Genomic DNA, 17,769 nt, shown 5'->3' on the forward strand with positions numbered 1-17,769 from the left:
AGCGCGTCGGCGACCGGGCGCTTCCGCTTTTCGATATCCTCAAGAACCTCAATGGCTCCAGCGAGCCTGCCGCCCAAACGCATCTTCGATCAACTCCTTTTTCGCCGTGGTAACGGCGATGGCATCGAAGAGCAAGACGGCCGAGAAGATTAACCGCTAAGAAAGGTCTTTCTCAAAGTAAACCCGCGCCGCGACTGGCGCGCGTTCAGTATTTCAGGATCAGGAATTGACGACGCGATAACAGACGCTGGCGGTGCCCGAGCGGACCATGCCGATCTGCGACGCCGCAGCCTTGGACAGATCCATGACGCGTCCGCGGATGAAGGGCCCGCGATCGTTGATGCGAACGATGACGCTCTTGCCGTTGCGCTTGTTGGTGACCTGAACCTTGGTCCCGAACTTGAGGCTGCGGTGGGCGGCGGTCAGGTGGGCGGCATTCATGCGCTCGCCGGACGCGGTCTTGGAACTCAGCGCGTACCAGGAAGCGCCGCCACAGGCGGCGCCGGCTGCGTGGCTATCGGAAACCGACAGGAGACCGATCGTGGCGGTGAACAGCGCTGCGGCAGCAGCAGTCTTGAGCTTCGCTGGCGTCAAACTGGCGATCCCCTCGGTCAATGCTTGGTTAAAAATCTTCTGGGAACCGCTAATTGGGGCGAAACATGGCAAAAACGTGCTTCAACCATTTACGATCTATTAGGGTTTATTAAAAAACAACGAAATTTCAAAAACGAAGATTGTTTGAAATAGTTTAAAGATCGCCCGGAAGTTCTTTGGAATCAGCGGTTGAGCGCGCAATGACTTCCGCACGCGAGCGCAGCTCAGGCGTAAACGAAAAAAATCATTAAAAATTTCGATTTGGACGAAATTTCCGGATTCACGATGGTCGAAAATCGCATACTAGCGCACAGGTTGTATGACATTCGCCAAGTATCGAACGAATATCCAGAGAATGTCACAATTCAGATGGCGCAGCCGTCGTCGTTACTGACGGACTGACTGTCAACGTTCTATAAGCACAATGGGTTATGCTATCCGGCGCCGGACGCGTTGCGTTTCACTGTCGGCGCCAGGCGCCGGACTGCCAGAGCTGTGCAAGCGAGACGCGATAATCCGGATAGGCAAACTCAAACCCCGTGGCACGCATCCGAGCGTTCGAAACCCGCTTGTTTTCGCCATAGAAGGAGCGTGCCATGGGCGACAGCTCCGCCTGTTCGAACGGGGTTTCCGGCGGCGGCTCGACACCCATCAGCCGGGCGGCTTCCGCGACCACGTCCTGCGGCGGCGCCGGCTCGTTGTCGGTGATGTTGAAGACGCCGGACGTGCCGTGATTGGCAAGATAGAGGGCCGAAGCGCCGATATCCTCGACACGGATGCGGTTGAACACCTGGCCGGGCTTGATCAGGCGGCGGGCGGTGCCATTCTCCAGATTGCAAAAGGCGTTGCGACCGGGGCCGTAGATGCCCGCGAGCCGGAGCACGGCGACCGGAACATTCTGCCTTACGCCAAAGGCGATCCAGGCGTCCTCCGCCTCCACGCGCTCGACCGAACGGGCTGACACCGGCTTGCGCAGCATGTCTTCGCTCACCCACTGCCCGCCATGGTCGCCATAGACGCCGACGGTCGAGAGATAGCCGATCCATTTAAGGTTCGGTGCGAGCGTCGCAAGATCCGGGCTCGACGCCCGGAACATCGGGTCGCCGTCCCGTCCCGGCGCGATCGACTGGATCAGGTGGGTGGCCTGGCCAAGGGCGGCGGCGAGCGCGTCGGAGATCGTCTCGCCGTCAAAGAGGATCGGCTGGACACCAGCTTTTTCCAGCTGCGCAGCCTTTTCCGCGGTGCGGGTGGTTCCGGCAACGCTCGTTGCCGTCGGCCCCATCGCCCGTGCGATTGCCAGGCCGGAGTAGCCGGCGCCAAGGATCAGGACATGCATCGGTTCACTCCCGCCATCTGCCATTCGTTGAGGACGTCTTCGTCGGCCTCTGGCTCGCATTGTTCGGCGATTTGCGCAAGCGCCGCCGGCGCGACCAATCGCGACAGCGCCCAGACCGCCATGGCCCGCACCACCGGCGAACAGTCTGCGAGCCGACCCCGGACTGTCGGTACGAGCGCCGCGTCACCGGAGTTGCCGGCCGCGATCAGCACGTTTCGGATAAAGCGATCACGCCCGATGCGCTTGACCGGCGAGCCCGAAAACAGGCTGCGGAAGGCCGGATCGTCCAGGTCGAGCAAAGCTTCGAGCGATGGAGCCTTGAGGTCCTCGCGCGCCTTCAGCTTCATTTCGGAAGCCGCTTGCGCGAACTTGTTCCAGGGGCAGGCAGCGAGACAGTCGTCGCAGCCATAGATGCGGTTGCCCATTAGCGGCCGGAGGTCGGCGTCGATTGGCCCCTTGTGCTCGATCGTCAGATAGGAGATGCAGCGCCGCGCGTCGATCCGGTAGGGTGCCGGGAAGGCGTCGGTCGGGCAGGCGTCGAGACAGGCGCGGCAGGAGCCGCAATGGTCCCTCTCCGGTTCGTCGAAGGCAAGGTCTGCCGTCGTGAACAGGCTGCCTAAAAACAGCCACGAGCCGAATTCGCGGCTGACCAGGTTGGTGTGCTTGCCCTGCCAGCCAAGGCCGGCCTGTTCGGCGAGCGGCTTTTCCATGACGGGGGCCGTGTCGACGAAGACTTTCACGTCCTCGCCGGCGCGGGCGGCAAAACGGGTCGCGACTTCCTTGAGCTTGCCCTTGATGATGTCGTGATAATCGCGGTTCTGGGCGTAGACCGAGATCGCGCCGCGATCGGTCTGCGCGAGGATGCCGCGCGGATCGTCGTCCGGTCCGTAGTTCATCGCGAACATGACGACGGAGCGCACCTCGCTCCAGAGCGTGCGTGGGTCCGAGCGGCGATCTGCCGTTTCGGCCATCCACTCCATCGTGCCGTGGAAACCGTCGTCGAGGAAATCCCTGAGCCGGGCAGGTGCTTGCGGAATGGCGTCGGGCCGGGTCACGCGACAGAGGTCGAAGCCCTTGTCGGTGGCCTCGGCCTTCAGGAACGCCGTCAGCTTCTGCCGCCGCCGTTCCTCACTCTCCGCCTTGGCACTGATGCCGGGCACGGTTTTCGCCTCAGAAGTCGAGATCCGCATAATGCGGAACGGGGGTCACGCCGCGGACGCGCTCGGCAAGCAGCGGCCGGAACGAGGGGCGGGACTTCAGCCGCTGGTACCATTCCTTGGCGGTCGGCGCGTCCGACCAGTCGATCTCCCCGAGATAGTCGAGCACCGACACCGTCGCTGCAGCCGCGAGGTCCGCGTAGGAAATGCGGTCACCGGCAAGCCAGGTGCGCGAGCCCGCAAGCCAGGAGAGATACTTCATGTGCTGGCGGATGTTGGCGCGCGACGTGCGCAGCACCTTGCTGTCGGGCGCGCCGCCGCCCTGGTCGGGCGTCATCTGCAGCTTGTAGATCCGCTCGCGCACCAGCGGTCGCGTCACGTCGGCCTCCATCTTCTGCAGGAACCATTCGGCGAGCCGGCGGATTTCCGCCCGCTGGAACGGGTCCTCGGCCAGAAGCCGCCGATCCCGCTTCATGATGCCGTTCGTCTCGTCGAGATATTCCGAGATGATCGTGGCGCCACAGAGCGCTCTCATACTGTCGTCAACATAGACGGGTAGCGTGCCGGCCGGGTTCAGCGCCAGGAAGTCGCGCCGGTTCTCCCAGGGCTGCTCCTCCGTCAGTTCCGTCTGATAGCCGTATTCCGAAAGGATCAGGCGAACGAAGCGTGAAGCGGCGGACATAGGGTGGTGGTACAGTGTCGGCATCGATGATCTGGCTTCTCAGCTTTTGCTTGGGGGCATCAGCGTGGCGGCGCAAGCGTCTGGCCACGGCTCATGTGTTAGAGCTATAGAAATTTGTGGTGGCAAACACAAGCGAATCAGCCTTTTCCTCCCACTCCAAAACTTGTCAGGAAATTCTCATATATGGCGGATCAATCGATCATCAGCGCGCTTGTCCTCGGTCTGATCGAGGGCCTGACGGAGTTCATCCCCGTCTCGTCGACAGCGCACGTGCTTCTCGCCGGCCACTTCCTCGGCTTCAAGTCGCCCGGCAACACCTTCGCCGTCCTCATCCAGCTCGGCGCCATTCTGGCGATCCTGCTCGTCTATTTCCAGAGGCTTCTGTCGATTGCGCTGGCGCTGCCGACCAGTGTCAAGGCGCGCCGCTTTGTCGTCTCCGTCCTGCTCGCCTTCCTGCCGGCCGCGATCATCGGCGCCATCGCCCATGACTTCATCAAGACGGTGCTGTTCGAGACGCCGGTGCTGATCTGCATCGTGCTCATCGTCGGCGGCATCATTCTTTACGCGATCGACCGGCTGCCGCTTCAGCCGCGCTATACCGACGTCATGGACTACCCGCCGTCGCTGGCGCTGAAGATCGGCCTGTTCCAATGCCTGGCGATGATCCCGGGCACCTCGCGCTCGGGCGCGACCATCGCCGGTGCGCTGCTCATGGGCACCGACAAGCGTTCGGCTGCGGAGTTTTCGTTCTTTCTGGCGATGCCGACCATGCTCGGCGCCTTCACGCTCGATCTCTACAAGAACCGCGACGCGCTTTCCTTCGACGATTTCACCCTGATCGCGGTCGGCTTCATCGCCGCTTTCGTCGCCGGCATCTTCGTCGTGCGCTCGCTTCTCGATTTCGTCTCGCGGCGCGGTTTCACGCCCTTCGCGATCTGGCGCATCATCGTCGGCACGGCTGGCCTCATTGGTCTCTGGCTGCTCGGCTGAGCAGGGTCAGCGATCTTCAAAACCAAAAAAAGGCGCGTTTCGGACGCGCCTTTTTCTTTTATCGCCGCCGTTGGTCCGCGGAAAAGTCGGTTCTCCCGGGTCGCTGTCGTTTCTTCCATTCAAGCACGTTTGCCGCCAACGGGTGCGCGTCCGAGCGTCCGTTGTCTGAAATATATGCGTCGCGCATAGACATTTTGATCGGGTCGTGTATTTATATGCGCAACGCATGTAAATTGCGCGATGGCAATCAACAAGGAGCCTGACAATGAGCGTGCCTTCATTTTCAGTGGCCAGCAAAAGCGATTCCCCGGCCTGGGTGTTGGTAGCCGGTCGCCTCATCGCACTCGCCGGCGTGTTCCTGCCGCTCTTTCTGATCGGTATTCTGAAGTTCACGCAGGTCGAGATCGACGGATTGAAGCCGCTGGTCTCCGGAACGCCTTGGCTTGCCTGGCTTTGCGCCGTGTTCGGATTCGCCGGCACGAGCTATCTGCTTGGCGTCGTCGAGCTGGTGACGGCGGTTCTCTTCATGCTTTCGGTGTGGTCGCCCCGCGCGGCGATTGCGGCCGGCGCCCTTGGCGCCCTGACCTTCGCGACCACGGTTTCCACCCTGGTCGCGCTGCCGGTCTGGGAAGACTCGTCGGGCGGGTTTCCGTTCCTCAACTTCCTGGGATCGTTCCTGATCAAGGACGTGGCCTTGCTTGGCGTCAGCCTGGTCGTTCTCGGCGAAGGCCTGCTGCGGTCCAACGCCAGGACGCCCTGAGGCCCTGACCCTGCAAAACCCGATTGCGGCATGAAGGCAAACCGGCGCTCGGTCGCGAGGGCCGGGGCCGCGAGACCGTTCGCATTCATTCCGGCAGGATCTGGGTGACGATGATGGACGACGCTTCCAGTGTCCGGTGCACGGGGCAGCGATCGGCAATCCGCAAGAGATCCTGCGCGACGTCGTCGGATATCCCGCCCTTGACGCGAATGCGGCGCTCGAACCGGTCTATCTTGCCGTCGCCCAGCGGCCTGTCGACGCATTCGGCGCAATCCGTCGCGTGAACCTTCTGGTGATCGACCTCGACGGAAATCTGATCGAGCGACAGTCCCTTCTTCTCGGCATAGAGCCGCAACGTCATCGACGTACATGCTCCAAGGCCGATTGCGAGAAAATCATAGGGCGTTGGGCCGGTATCCGTGCCGCCGTAGCTGTGCGGCTCGTCGGCGATCAGCCTGTGGCCATGGGCGTCCACTCTTTGCTGAAACTTGCCTTCGCGGGTTTCGGTGACGAGGACCGCACCCGTCTGCTGTGGCTGAGCGGCAACCTGCGCCGGGCTTATGTAGCGCGATGCCCATCCGGCTATGACGCTTGCCGCATATTCGGCATCCTCAGCCCGGGTCAAAAGGTGATCCGCGCCGTCGAGCGAAACGAAGCTCTTGGGATGTTTCGCCGCGGAAAAGATCTGCGCGGCATTGTCGATGCCGACAGTTTCGTCCAGCGGCGCATGCAGGATCAGCAAGGGTTTGCGCATGGCGGCGATGCGGGTCGAAAGATTGGCGGCGCGTGCGTCTTCGACGAACTGGCGCTCGATGGTGAATGTGCGGCCATTCAGGCAGACGCGGGCGCTGCCGGCATGTTCGATCTCGGCGATGTCGGAGCCGAAATTGTGCAGCACATGGGCGACGTCTGCGGGCGCCCCGATGGTCACCACGGCTTTAACGTCGGCGATCTCACCCGCCGCAGCCAGCACCGCGGCCCCGCCGAGCGAATGGCCGATCAACAGGCGCGGCCCGCCATGCGTCTGCCTGAGGCGGTCGCCGGCAAGCTTGAGATCCTCGATGTTGGAGGAGAAATTGGTGGAGGGAAACTCGCCCTCCGACGCGCCGAGACCGGTAAAATCGAAACGCAGAACGCCGATACCGTGGCGCGCAAGCGCAGTTGCAATGCGCCTGACCGCCAGAAGGTCCTTCGAACAGGTGAAGCAATGGGCAAACAAGGCGATGGCGCGGACCTCTGCATCCGGCAAATCGAGCCGCGCCGCGATGCGGCCGCCGGCGTGCCCGGCAAACTCCACTTTCTCCGTCCTCATCGCATTTGCCTCCCGGTTGTCGCCATTCCTCGGTACGCCCACCGTCGGCGGTCGGCGCGTCATTTACGAAAGAACAGGCGTACTGGACCGACGACAACTCCATGTCGATCAGGATGGTGACAAGGGTCGCGTCAGGCGAAGCCGAAAGGTCCGCTGCAGCAACGAACTTCCAGCGTCGCATCGCGCTCAAGGATGTGGCATTTTGCGGTTGCTGTCTATGCGCGACGCATATAATTTCGCGCAATGGAAAAGAAGACAGAAAATGTGGTCGGCGCGCTTGTACTCGGTCTTGCGGACGCAGTCCTTGATGAGGCCGGGAACCACGCACCGGAAAAAGGCCAGGCGGCCGCCGCGATAGCACTGCTGCGCCACGAGCCCGGCATGACCATCGAGCAGTTGCGTCGCGCGCTCGGCATGTCGCACCCGGGCGCGGTGCGGCTGGTTGATCGGCTTGCGGTCGATGGTCTGGTCGCGCGAAGGCCGAGCGTCGCGGACAAGCGTGCGGTGGCGCTGCATTTGACCGAGGCGGGCGACGAAAGCTGTAACGCGATCCTTGCCTCGCGCTACCGGCGGATCGCAAGGGCGCTCGAGGTTTTCGACCCGCATGAACGGGAGACGTTCCGCTTGCTTGCCGAGAAGCTGCTGACGGCTTTCGTCGAAGACGTCGACCATGCCTATTCCGTCTGCCGCCTTTGCGACACGAGCGCCTGCGTGGATTGTCCTGTCACCTGCAGCCTGCTGTCGCGGCAAGGCGGCGCGCCCACGGCCGCTGGATGAGCGGCCAAGGTCCACCAAAAACAAAGCCGCGTGCGTCTCAAGGAGAAACGCACGCGGCCACTGGCCCCCGCCAATAACTGATTTACCCCGCGAGAGGGTGCCGGCTTAGTTGCCGGAAAGGTCGATCGACGCGGTCGTGCACGGATCGACGCCATAGGCCGGAGCACAATCCTTGCCGCTGCTCGCGACCGTGTTCGGCGCGATGAATGAGCCAGCCAGAATGATCAGTGCCGCACACGCAAAAAAGATTGCGATCGACTTGCCCATGGACGCTATGCCTTTCGAGATTGATGCTGCCGCCGCCTTACTTGGGATCGTGGCGCGAGGCGGTGTTTATTCGCTGGATATGACATGATCAATATCACGACATGTTGAATCTGCGGTAAATGCCATTCGCTTTTGCAACTGCGGCAGAACTGCAACGCTGTTGCCCCGATACAACAGAAAACGGCCGCCGGAAGGTCCGGCGGCCGCTTCAAAAAGGGCAATGGATCGCAGCTGTCAGGCAGCGCGTCCGCTGCGGGTGTACTGGCCCTGCGGGCGATAGCGCACCAGATAGGTCGGCAGGATCGGCTCGAGCATGGTCGGTTCGATGCCGATGCCCGAGAGCGTGCGTCCCTCCGAGACGGCCTTTGCCGAGACGACATTGTCGGATTTCAGCAACACCACCTGGTCGGGAGTGATCGGCGGCGCGACGAACGGGATCATGGACGCGACGCTGCCCATGAACGACGCGACGCCGAAGGGCAGCGAGACGAGTGTGCGCTTGCGGTCGATCGTGTTGAGGATGATCTCGAGACAGTCGCGGAAGCTTAGGACATCCGGGCCGCCAAGTTCGTAAATCTTGCCCTTGGCGATCTTGCCGTCGACCGCGCGCGCCACGGCTTCGGCAACGTCGGTGACGTAGACCGGCTGGAACTTGGTCTCGCCGCCACCGATCAGCGGCAGGAACGGCGAGAACCGCGCCATGTCGGCAAACTTGTTGAAGAAGCCATCCTCCGGTCCGAACACGATCGACGGGCGCAGGATGATGGCTTCGGGCAGCGTCTGCTGGATAGCCGCTTCGGCGCGTCCCTTGCTGCGGGCATAGGCAGAAGGCGAGTTGGCATCCGCGCCGATCGCCGAGATGTGCGTCAGCGTCGCGCCGACCCCGAGGGTTGCTTCTGCCACGGCACGGGCGCCGAAGTCCTGGACGGCATCGAAGGTATTGCGGCCGCTTTCGAAGAGAACGCCGACGCAGTTGATGACGTGGTCGGCGCCCTCGACGGCGCGGTCGACCGATTTGCGGTAGCGCAGGTTCGCCTGGACGAAGGAGATCTGCCCGACATTGCCGAGCGGCTGCAGGTGGCCGGCCAGGTCAGGCCGGCGAACAGCGACGCGGATGCGATAGCCGCGCTTGGCGAGCGCGCGCACCACATGACGGCCGACGAACCCGGATCCGCCGAAAATCGTCACCAGCGGCGGAAGGTTGGACAAGGTCATGGGATAGGCACTCCTGATCGCAGTGAGAAGAATTGATTGCTACATAGCCGAAGTGCCGCGAGAGGTGAAGGCCAATCCACGCAGCACTCCGATCTGGCCGGACAGGTGATCGCCCGGCGGTCAGGCGCCTTCGACGACCACCATTTCCGCATCGGCGACCTGCTGGCGGATCGCAGCGGCAATCTGGTATTCGGGCGAGTTGTAACAGTCGATCGCTGCCTGCAGCGACGGAAATTCGATGACGACGTTTCGGGCGCGCACATTGCCCTCGAGCCGCTGATACGCGCCGCCGCGTGCCAGAAAATTCGCGCCATACTTCTCGAAGGCCGGCTTTGCGGCCGTCACATAGTCCTTATAGCGTTCGGCGTCGCGGATATCGACCCGCGCGATCCAGTAGCCCTTGGCCATAGTCAACTCCTCGTCCTTTGCACTTCGGCTGACGGGAGTGTTACTTCCGGCATATTTTGGCCAAGGTCAAGCCGATCGCACGGGAGTGGCGTGGCCGACTGATTCAGGGCGTCAAGGCGCCGTTCATTTCCGCAAGAATGGCGCGGGCGGCGGTGAGCGGATCGGCGGCTGCGACGATTGGGCGCGCGACGACGAGATGGCTCGAACCGGCCTTCAGCGCCTCGGACGGCGTCATCACCCGCTTCTGGTCACCCTTGTCGGCGCCGGCAGGGCGGATGCCGGGCGTCACCAGCGCCATGTCGGGGCCGATGATCTTGCGGACCGCGGCCGATTCCTCGGCCGAGCAGACGATGCCGCCCATGCCGGCGGCGCGCGCCTGTTCGGCCCGGCGCAGCACCAGCGTGTGCGGATCGTATTCGTAGCCGGCATCGATCACGTCCTGCTCGTCCATCGAGGTCAGCACCGTGACGCCGAGCAGGCAGAGATCGGAGCCCCTAGCGGCCTCGACGGCAGCCCTCATGGCCTTCGGGTAGGCATGCAGGGTCAGCATCGACATGCCCATCTTGACGATGTTCTCGACGCCCTTGGCGACGGTGTTGTCGATATCGAGCAGCTTCATGTCGAGGAAGACGTTCTTGCCGCTTGCGGCAAGGTCGCGCGCGAATTCAAGGCCGCCGGCAAACACCAGCTGATAGCCGATCTTGTAGAAGGAGACGTCGTTTCCGAGCGTCGATACGATCTTTTCCGCATCGCCGATCGTCGGAAGGTCGAGGCCCACGATCAGTCTGTCGCGCGCGTTTTCGGTCATGTCGAGATCCCCTGCCAGTGTTCCATCGGGGTCCAGTCGCATGCAACCGTCCGATCCGCAAGGCGGAAAGCAAAGACATTGCCGCCACCGCCGCCCTTCTGGTCGGCGGCGCGCGAGATCGGCACCCCAAGCAGCCGGCACTTCAAGAGGGTCCCGACGCCGCCATGGCCGACGAAGGCGATCGGGACCTTCGGATCGTGGTCATCCAGGACCCGCATAACCGCGTCCGAGATCCGTGCCTGCGCGTCGACCGCGCGCTCCCAGCCCTTGAAGCCCTCCGTGGGGTTGGCAAAGAACCAGTCGGCCGCCTTCTCGAACTCGGGCGGCGGCAGGAAGCCTGTGGCGGAGCGATCGTTCTCGCCCATGTCGTGGTGGACGTCCACGCCGACGCCGGCGGCGTCCGCCAGCAGACCGGCGGTTTCGATCGCCTTGGTTTCGTCGCTCGAAACGATCCGTCCGAGTGCGCGCGCCCAGGGCAGAGCCGCGGCCGCGGCTGCACGCTCACGGCCGATATCTGAAAGTCCCCATCGGGGAACCGGCACGTCCGGATCAATCCGGACCTGCGGATGGGTGACATAGACGGCGAACATGTGGTCAGTGCGCTCGCCGGTAGACCCAGAGCTGCGCCGGCGGGATGTTGCGCACGACGAAATCGAGATGCTGGATGCTGTAGCGGTCCGGCATGGCGACAACCGGCGACAGCGGCCCATAGGAAATCTGCACCACGGGGCGCCCGACCGGAATGCGCGACAGCAGGTCGTCGATCAATTCGACACGTCGATGCATCGGGAAATTGAGCAGCGGCACGGCCGAAACAACGCTGTCGAAGGTCTGATCCTTCAGCGCCCCGAGCGTGTGCTCCAGATCGAAGGCGTCGCCGTTGATGAAGTTGACGCCGTTGAAGTTGGACCTGAGCTGATTGAAGAAATCCGTCGAATATTCGATCGAGACCAGGCTGGACGGCTCAAGGCCGCGTTCCAGAATTGCCTTGGTGATGACGCCGGTGCCGGGACCAAGCTCAAGGACCGGCAGGCCGGACGCGGGGTTGATGACGCTCGCCATCCGGCGCGCGGTGATGGAGGAGGTCGGCAGGATCGCGCCGACAGCCTTGGCATTGCTCATCCACCCCTTGAAGAAGCGGATTTCCTCATCGAACTTCCGCCCGAGCCGTTCCTTCACCTTTACGCGCAAATTCATTGAACCCCTCAAAACCGTTGTCCTCTCCTCGCACGGGCCGCCCGCTGCATCTCATCCCGGTGATTCGGGCTGGACGGGGCGACGGTTGTAATAATGTGTCCCCATCTGCGGCAAAAACAAGTCTGTCTGCGCCTGAAAGCGTTCTCTTATCAACAGGCTCCAAACGAAAGCGACAACAAAAAACCCGCCACGCGTGGGCGTGACGGGTTCGCATTTCGCGCCGCGTCAGGCCCGTCAAACGCGCATCGGCATCAGCACGTAAAGTGCGTCTTCAGCCGCCAGGTCGCGCACGAGCGTCGGCGAGCCCGGGTCGGCCAGCATGAAGATCGCGTCGGTGCCGGTCAGCTGCGAGGTGATGTCGAGCAGGTATTTGGCATTGAAGCCGATTTCGAGCGGATCGTGGTCGTAGCCGACGGGCAGTTCTTCGGTCGCGCTGCCGGAATCCGGATTGTTGACCGTCAGCGTCATCTGGCCTTCGCTCAGCGCCAGCTTGACGGCGCGACCGCGCTCCGACGAAATCGTCGACACGCGGTCGACCGCCTGGGCGAAGGACTGGCAATCGACGCGCAGTTCCTTGTCGTTGTTGGCCGGGATAACGCGCTGGTAGTCGGGGAAGGTGCCGTCGATCAACTTGGAAGTCATGACGATCGAGCCCATCGTCAGGCGGATCTTGGCGTCCGAAACCTCGACCGAGACGACGAGATCCGGATTGTCGAGCAGCTTCTGCAACTCGCTGACAGTCTTGCGCGGGATGATGATGCCCGGCATGCCCTCGGAGCCTGACGGCGCCTCCACGTCGGCGCGGGCGAGACGGTGCCCGTCGGTGGCCACCGCGCGCAGCTTCAGTTCGCCCTTGCTTTCCACCGTGTGGATGAAGATGCCGTTGAGATAATAGCGGGTTTCCTCGGTGGAGATCGCAAACTGGGTGCGATCGATCAGCATCTTGAGGTCGGTCGCCTTGAGGCGGAAGGAGTGCGAGAAGCTGCCGGCGGTGAGATCCGGGAAGTCGGATTGCGGCAGGCACTGCAGCGAGAATTTCGAACGTCCGGATTGGACGGTCATCGCCGTGCCCTCGGCATTGGTGGCGAGCAGCACTTCCGAACCGTCGGGCAGCTTGCGCACGATGTCGTAGAGCAGGTGCGCCGGCACGGTGGTCGCACCCGCCTGTTCCACCTGCGCCGGCGTCGCCTCGGTGATTTCGAGGTCAAGGTCGGTCGCCTTCATCTCGAGGCTTGCGCCATCGCAGCGCAGGAGCACGTTCGAGAGGATCGGGATGGTGTTTCGCCGCTCGACCACGCGGTGAACGTGGTTCAGCGATTTCAGGAGGTTGGACCGCTCGAGAGTAATGCGCATGGGATGCTACCGCTTTCAACCGTTGCCCGGCGGACGAGGCGCCCGCCCGAGCGTCAACTGCGAGTGTCCCGGCCGACGGACCGGAAAGATATGGACCGGCAAAATGGCAGAAACCGCGCCCGGAAAGCAAGGGGTTTGAGGTGTTCTGTCCCCAGAAGCGGCGCATCGGCGCGCGGCGCGACCCTTGCCCTGTCATGAAGGCTCACTCATAAAGACCGAACCGGCTTATCGGTGAGTGTGATCAGGGCGTTACAGGTGGAAAAGCAGAAAACAACCGAACCATCAGACGGACAGAAGCAGCGCAGCTTCCGTCTCAACAATGCAAGCGTGCCCGCCCGCCCGCTCGATGCGGCGCTCTATCTGGTGGCAACCCCGATCGGCAATCTGGGCGACATCACGCTTCGGGCGCTGGAGACGCTCGCCGGCGCCGACGTGCTTGCCTGCGAGGACACGCGGGTGACTCGTGTCCTGCTCGACCGCTATGGCATCACCAACCGTCCCTACGCCTATCATGAGCACAATGCCGACGAGGCAGGGCCGCGCCTTTTGGCAGCGCTTGCCGAAGGGCGCTCGGTGGCGCTGGTCTCCGACGCCGGAACGCCGCTGGTCTCCGACCCCGGCTATCGCCTGGCGCAGCTTGCAATCGAGGCCGGTCATCGCGTCGTCCCGATCCCGGGTGCTTCGGCGCCGCTCGCAGCGCTTGTCGGCTCCGGCCTGCCGAACGACGCCTTTCTCTTTGCCGGTTTTCTGCCGACCAAGGACAAGGCCAAGCGCGATCGTCTGAGAGAGTTCGAACGCGTGCCGGCGACCATCATGTTCTTCGAATCGCCGCACCGGATCGCGGCCACGGTCGCGGCGGCGGCCGAGGTGCTGGGCGAGGGCAGGCGTGCCGCCGTCTGCCGTGAACTGACCAAGACCTTCGAGGAGTTCCGCCGCGGCACACTCGGCGAGCTTGCCGCCCATTATGCGCAGGCGGGCGCGGTCAAGGGAGAGATCGTGCTTGTCATCGGTCCGCCGGATGCCGCACCCGAGCCGGAAGCAGCCGACGTCGACGCGCTGCTTTCCCGTCTTGTTGCCGATATGCCGGCCGGCAAGGCGGCAACGGAGGCCGCACGCCAGACCGGCCTGCCGCGCAAAGAACTCTATGACCGGCTGCTGCAGCTGAAGGAGCGCCATGGCGAGTGATGGTGGCGACAAGCGGCGGCTGAAGGCGGTAAGGCGGGGACAACTCGCGGAGTACCGCGCCGCACTCTGCCTGTTGCTCAAGGGCTATCGCATCGTCGCCATGCGTCATCGCACCAAACTGGGCGAGATCGACATCATCGCCCGTCGCGGCGATCTCATTGTTTGCGTCGAGGTCAAGGCGCGCCGCTCGGCCGAGGATGGCGTGTTCGCGGTGACCGCCACCGCGCAAAGACGCATTCGCGCCGCCAGCGACCTCTGGCTGGCCAGGCAGCCGGATTTCAGCAGGCTTTCCGTGCGCTACGACATCGTCACCGTGACGCCCTGGGGCTGGCCGCGGCATCTGCCGGATGCCTTCTGAAATGCACAAAATGATTGCGGCGTTCCAGTTGGGTGCCCCGTTGGAACATATTAGCGAATTTGTAATCGTTCCGACACAAAAGCGTTAAGGGCCTGTCATTGAAGGTCACTAGTCCACTGCCATCCGCAACCCGGTGGAGAGGATCAGTCATGTTCAAGAAGTTTTCGCTCGCAGCCCTTACCTTTGCTTTTTCCGCGACCTCGTCGTTTGCCGCAACCAACATTACCTGGTGGCACGGCATGGCCGGCCGCAACGGCGAAGTCATCAATGAAGTTTCCAAGAAGTTCAACGAAGCCCAGAGCGCCTGCGCGCTGACCCCGGTGTCCAAGGGCACCTATGAGGAAGCGCTGGCTTCCGGCATCGCCGCTTTCCGCTCGGGTGAACAGCCGAACATCCTGCAGGTCTTCGACGCCGGTGCCGCCACCATCATCAACGCCAAGGGCGCGGTCATCCCGGCCGAAGACCTGATCATCAAGGCCGGCCACAACTTCGACCGCAACGCCTTCATCGACGGCGTGCGCTACTTCTACGCCGACAGCCAGGGCAAGTTCGTCGGCATGCCGTTCAACTCCTCGGCGCCGATCATGTACATCAACGACGAAGCGCTGAAGAAGGCCGGCGTCGAAGCGCCGAAGACCTGGGAAGAGTTCGAGGCCGCTGCCCCGAAGCTGAAGGAAGCCGGCTATATCCCGCTCGTCCAGTCGCAACTGACCTGGCAGTTCACCGAGAATTTCTTCTCGCGCAACAACATCCAGTTCGCCACCAACAACAACGGCTATGACGCGGTCGTCGACACCGAGCTCAAGGTCACCGACCCGAACCTCGTCATGATGTTCGACAAGCTCAAGGCCTGGAAGGACGAAGGCTATTTCGCCTTTTACGGTGCCGGCTGGAACGACAACCAGAAGGTCTTCGAAGAAGGCAAGGCTGCCTTCTGGATCGGTTCGTCGGGTTCGTTCGGCGGCCTGCAGAAGACTGCCCAGATGCCATTCTCGGCAACCTTCCTGCCCTATTGGGGCTCGATCAAGGGTGCGGGCACCAACTCCTTCATCGGCGGCGCGGCTCTCTTTGCCATGTCCGGCAAGTCGGATGAAGAAAACAAGTGCGTTGCCGACTTCTTCCAGTTCCTGACCTCGCCTGAGATCCAGTACTTCTACCACAAGGCCACTGGCTACGTGGCCATCACCAAGGCAGCCTACGAGCTTGCCCAGAAGGACGGCTACTACAAGGAAAAGCCAGTTGCCGAAGTCGGCATCAAGCAGCTGATGCTGCCGGCCGGCGAATGGTCGAAGGGCTACCGCCTCGGCTTCTACCCGCAGATCCGCGAAATCATGGAACGCGAATACGGCCGCATCTTCTCGGGCGAGACGACCGTCAAGGACGCGTTCGACACGATCGAGAAGGAAGGCAACGAGCTGCTCGCCCGTTTCGCCAAGACGGCCGGCTGATCTCGATGTCGACCGCGACAGATCTCCTCCCCGCACCGCGGGGAGGGACCGCACAAAAGACCGGGGGGCGCCACTTCGGCGTCTTCCGGCTTTTCGGTGGCCAGTCGAACAGCGGAGAGGAAAGCGCTCAAAAGCGCGTGCAGTTCTCCTCGCCGTTCCTGCCCTACCTCTTTCTCGCGCCGCAGCTCGCGATCATTTTCATCTTTTTCTACTGGCCGTCGGTCCAGGCGATCCAGTCGTCCTTCTATCTGGAAGACCCCTTCGGCTTCGGCTCGACCTTCGTCGGCATGACCAACTACACCGACGTCTTGAAGTCAGGCGAATATCTCGGCATTGCCCGCTTCACCGCGGTCTTCACGGCACTCGTCACCTTCTTTGCGCTGTCGATCGGGCTTTTGCTCGCCGTCAAGGCCGACGGTGTCATCCGCGGCAACGCGGCCTACAAGACGCTGCTGATCTGGGTCTACGCCATCGCCCCGCCGGTCGCGGGCCTCATCGGCATGATGTTCTTCGACCAGCATATCGGCCCGATCGTCGAGCTTGCGCGCTGGTTCGGCTGGGACATCAAGGTGGGCCTGAATTATTTCGACACCGCCTTTTCTATGGTGGTCGTCTCGGTCTGGAAACAGATCCCCTACAATTTCATCTTCTTCCTATCGGGCCTCCAGGGCATTCCGGTTTCGGTGCGGGAAGCTGCGGCGATCGATTGCCGCTCCGGTTTCCGCCGCTTCTGGACGGTGATCCTGCCGCTGCTGGCGCCGACCGCCTTCTTCCTTCTGATCATCAACGTCACCTACGCGCTGTTCGACACCTTCGGCGTCATCGACGTGATGGTGAAGGACAAGGCGGCGAACAATCCGATCACCCTTGTCTACAAGGTCTATATGGACGGTTTCCGCGGCAACGATCTCGGCGGCTCTTCGGCCCAGTCGGTGATCCTGATGCTGATCGTCTTCGTGCTCACCATCTTCCAGTTCCGCTTCATCGAGCGGCGCGTGCACTACAACTGAGGTGGGGCCGATGTATCGCACCAAGATTTTCGACCACGTCATCCTCATGTTCGGCGTCTTCATCATGGTGGCGCCGGTTGTCGTCGCCTTCATGACCTCGACCCACGAGGCTGCCGACATTCACCGCAACGGCCTCAGCCTCAGCTGGGGCGGCCATTTCGTCGAGACCTACCAGACGGTGCTGACGCGCGAGGGCGGCTTCACCGGCAAGATCACCGGGTTCAACATGATGCTGAACTCGATGATCCTGGGCTTAGGCTTTGCCGTCGGCAAGATCGTCTTGTCGATGCTGGCCGCCTATGCGCTGGTCTATTTCCGCTTTCCGCTGGCGACCTTCTTCTTCTGGGTGATCTTCACCACGCTGCTTCTGCCGCTCGAAGTGCGCATCCTTCCCTCCTACGAGGTGATGAACACGCTGAAGCTGACGAACACCTACACCGGCCTGATCGTGCCGCTCTTGGCGTCTGCCACCGGCACCTTCTATTTCCGGCAGTTCTTCAAGTCGGTGCCGGATGAATTGCTCGAGGCGGCACGCATCGATGGCGCCGGGCCGTTCAAGTTCTTCATCGACGTGCTGGTGCCCTTGTCGCGCACGATGATGGCGGCGATCTTCATCATCATGTTCGTCTATGGCTGGAACCAGTATCTCTGGCCGACGCTGATGACGACCGACGAAGGCTTCTTCACCCTGGTGCGCGGCATCAAGCAGATCCTGCTCGTCTGGGTCGGCTCCAACATCCCCGATTACAACGAGGCCTTTGCACTGGCGATCCTCGCCATGCTGCCGCCTGTGATGATCGTGGTGATCTTCCAGCGCTGGTTCATCAAGGGCCTGACCGAAAGCGACAAGTAAGCGGAGCAGCGGCGGGACAAACGTTCCGCTTGCTCCTGAAACGACACCAAATTACGGAG

20 protein-coding genes are annotated in these 17,769 nt (G+C 62.5%); 9 read left to right on the forward strand and 11 right to left on the reverse strand.

The features are described from left to right. Positions 1-219: 219 nt before the first annotated feature. The 4 genes from VGO12_RS30690 to VGO12_RS30705 form a co-directional block, all read right to left on the reverse strand. Positions 220-594 carry a septal ring lytic transglycosylase RlpA family protein gene (locus tag VGO12_RS30690; RefSeq protein ID WP_327516513.1) on the reverse strand — a complete coding sequence of 125 codons (375 nt, stop codon included), beginning with the start codon at positions 592-594 and terminating at the stop codon, positions 220-222. Between the two features lie 460 nt (positions 595-1,054). Then, positions 1,055-1,930: an SDR family oxidoreductase gene (locus VGO12_RS30695; RefSeq protein ID WP_327516514.1), complete on the reverse strand. Its 876-nt coding sequence runs from the start codon at positions 1,928-1,930 to the stop codon at positions 1,055-1,057. Further along, positions 1,918-3,120 carry a tRNA epoxyqueuosine(34) reductase QueG gene (gene queG, locus VGO12_RS30700; protein ID WP_327516515.1) on the reverse strand — a complete coding sequence of 401 codons (1,203 nt, stop codon included), beginning with the start codon at positions 3,118-3,120 and terminating at the stop codon, positions 1,918-1,920. Before queG ends, VGO12_RS30695 begins: the two co-directional genes overlap by 13 nt. Beyond that, a complete protein-coding gene (locus VGO12_RS30705) occupies positions 3,101-3,793 on the reverse strand; it encodes a glutathione S-transferase family protein (protein WP_327516516.1) in 693 nt (230 codons plus the stop codon). The genes queG and VGO12_RS30705 overlap by 20 nt, the downstream gene beginning before the upstream one ends. Before the next feature lie 159 nt (positions 3,794-3,952). Between VGO12_RS30705 and VGO12_RS30710 the strand changes: the two genes are divergently transcribed. Next, the gene (locus tag VGO12_RS30710; RefSeq protein ID WP_327516517.1) at positions 3,953-4,759 is read left to right on the forward strand and encodes an undecaprenyl-diphosphate phosphatase; all 807 of its coding nucleotides are present in this window, start codon (positions 3,953-3,955) and stop codon (positions 4,757-4,759) included. Positions 4,760-5,024: 265 nt separating this feature from the next. Then, positions 5,025-5,519, forward strand: coding sequence for a DUF417 family protein (locus VGO12_RS30715; RefSeq protein ID WP_327516518.1), 495 nt, complete (start codon positions 5,025-5,027; stop codon positions 5,517-5,519). 85 nt (positions 5,520-5,604) lie between these two features. On the opposite strand, the gene VGO12_RS30720 is transcribed toward VGO12_RS30715, so the two are convergent. Continuing rightward, positions 5,605-6,831, reverse strand: a complete 1,227-nt coding sequence (locus tag VGO12_RS30720) for a bifunctional alpha/beta hydrolase/OsmC family protein (protein WP_327516519.1) — start codon at positions 6,829-6,831, stop codon at positions 5,605-5,607. 243 nt (positions 6,832-7,074) lie between these two features. On the opposite strand from VGO12_RS30720, the gene VGO12_RS30725 reads away from it, so the two are divergent. Together VGO12_RS30725 and VGO12_RS30730 are read left to right on the forward strand one after the other, a co-directional pair. Next, complete coding sequence (locus tag VGO12_RS30725) at positions 7,075-7,608, forward strand: MarR family winged helix-turn-helix transcriptional regulator (protein ID WP_327516520.1); 534 nt, start codon at positions 7,075-7,077, stop codon at positions 7,606-7,608. A 172-nt stretch (positions 7,609-7,780) separates the two neighbouring features. After that, positions 7,781-7,963 carry a hypothetical protein gene (locus tag VGO12_RS30730; RefSeq protein WP_327516556.1) on the forward strand — a complete coding sequence of 61 codons (183 nt, stop codon included), beginning with the start codon at positions 7,781-7,783 and terminating at the stop codon, positions 7,961-7,963. 146 nt (positions 7,964-8,109) lie between these two features. On the opposite strand, the gene VGO12_RS30735 is transcribed toward VGO12_RS30730, so the two are convergent. The 6 genes from VGO12_RS30735 to dnaN form a co-directional block, all read right to left on the reverse strand. Beyond that, on the reverse strand, positions 8,110-9,090 hold the full coding sequence (locus VGO12_RS30735; RefSeq protein ID WP_327516521.1) for a complex I NDUFA9 subunit family protein: 981 nt from the start codon (positions 9,088-9,090) through the stop codon (positions 8,110-8,112). Between the two features lie 120 nt (positions 9,091-9,210). Then, entirely contained in the window at positions 9,211-9,498 is a 288-nt protein-coding gene (locus VGO12_RS30740; RefSeq protein WP_327516522.1) for a DUF1330 domain-containing protein, read from the reverse strand. Between the two features lie 103 nt (positions 9,499-9,601). Further along, entirely contained in the window at positions 9,602-10,306 is a 705-nt protein-coding gene (gene pyrF / locus VGO12_RS30745; protein ID WP_327516555.1) for an orotidine-5'-phosphate decarboxylase, read from the reverse strand. Further along, on the reverse strand, positions 10,303-10,896 hold the full coding sequence (locus VGO12_RS30750) for a histidine phosphatase family protein (protein WP_327516523.1): 594 nt from the start codon (positions 10,894-10,896) through the stop codon (positions 10,303-10,305). The genes pyrF and VGO12_RS30750 overlap by 4 nt, the downstream gene beginning before the upstream one ends. Positions 10,897-10,900: 4 nt before the next feature. Further along, the gene (pmtA, locus tag VGO12_RS30755; protein WP_327516524.1) at positions 10,901-11,503 is read right to left on the reverse strand and encodes a phospholipid N-methyltransferase PmtA; all 603 of its coding nucleotides are present in this window, start codon (positions 11,501-11,503) and stop codon (positions 10,901-10,903) included. Positions 11,504-11,737: 234 nt separating this feature from the next. Further along, positions 11,738-12,856 carry a DNA polymerase III subunit beta gene (gene dnaN, locus VGO12_RS30760; protein ID WP_327516525.1) on the reverse strand — a complete coding sequence of 373 codons (1,119 nt, stop codon included), beginning with the start codon at positions 12,854-12,856 and terminating at the stop codon, positions 11,738-11,740. A gap of 255 nt (positions 12,857-13,111) precedes the next feature. Between dnaN and rsmI the strand changes: the two genes are divergently transcribed. The 5 genes from rsmI (at position 13,112) to ugpE (ending at position 17,710) form a co-directional block, all read left to right on the forward strand. Continuing rightward, positions 13,112-14,041 carry a 16S rRNA (cytidine(1402)-2'-O)-methyltransferase gene (gene rsmI / locus VGO12_RS30765; RefSeq protein ID WP_327516526.1) on the forward strand — a complete coding sequence of 310 codons (930 nt, stop codon included), beginning with the start codon at positions 13,112-13,114 and terminating at the stop codon, positions 14,039-14,041. Then, entirely contained in the window at positions 14,031-14,399 is a 369-nt protein-coding gene (locus VGO12_RS30770) for a YraN family protein (RefSeq protein ID WP_327516527.1), read from the forward strand. The genes rsmI and VGO12_RS30770 overlap by 11 nt, the downstream gene beginning before the upstream one ends. A gap of 149 nt (positions 14,400-14,548) precedes the next feature. Beyond that, on the forward strand, positions 14,549-15,847 hold the full coding sequence (locus VGO12_RS30775; protein ID WP_327516528.1) for an extracellular solute-binding protein: 1,299 nt from the start codon (positions 14,549-14,551) through the stop codon (positions 15,845-15,847). 5 nt (positions 15,848-15,852) lie between these two features. After that, positions 15,853-16,857 carry an ABC transporter permease subunit gene (locus tag VGO12_RS30780; RefSeq protein ID WP_327516529.1) on the forward strand — a complete coding sequence of 335 codons (1,005 nt, stop codon included), beginning with the start codon at positions 15,853-15,855 and terminating at the stop codon, positions 16,855-16,857. Positions 16,858-16,867: 10 nt separating this feature from the next. Then, positions 16,868-17,710, forward strand: a complete 843-nt coding sequence (gene ugpE / locus VGO12_RS30785) for a sn-glycerol-3-phosphate ABC transporter permease UgpE (RefSeq protein WP_327516530.1) — start codon at positions 16,868-16,870, stop codon at positions 17,708-17,710. Positions 17,711-17,769 lie beyond the last annotated feature (59 nt).

It is taken from the genome of Ensifer sp., assembly GCF_035999135.1.
In the GTDB taxonomy this organism is placed as follows: domain Bacteria; phylum Pseudomonadota; class Alphaproteobacteria; order Rhizobiales; family Rhizobiaceae; genus Ensifer.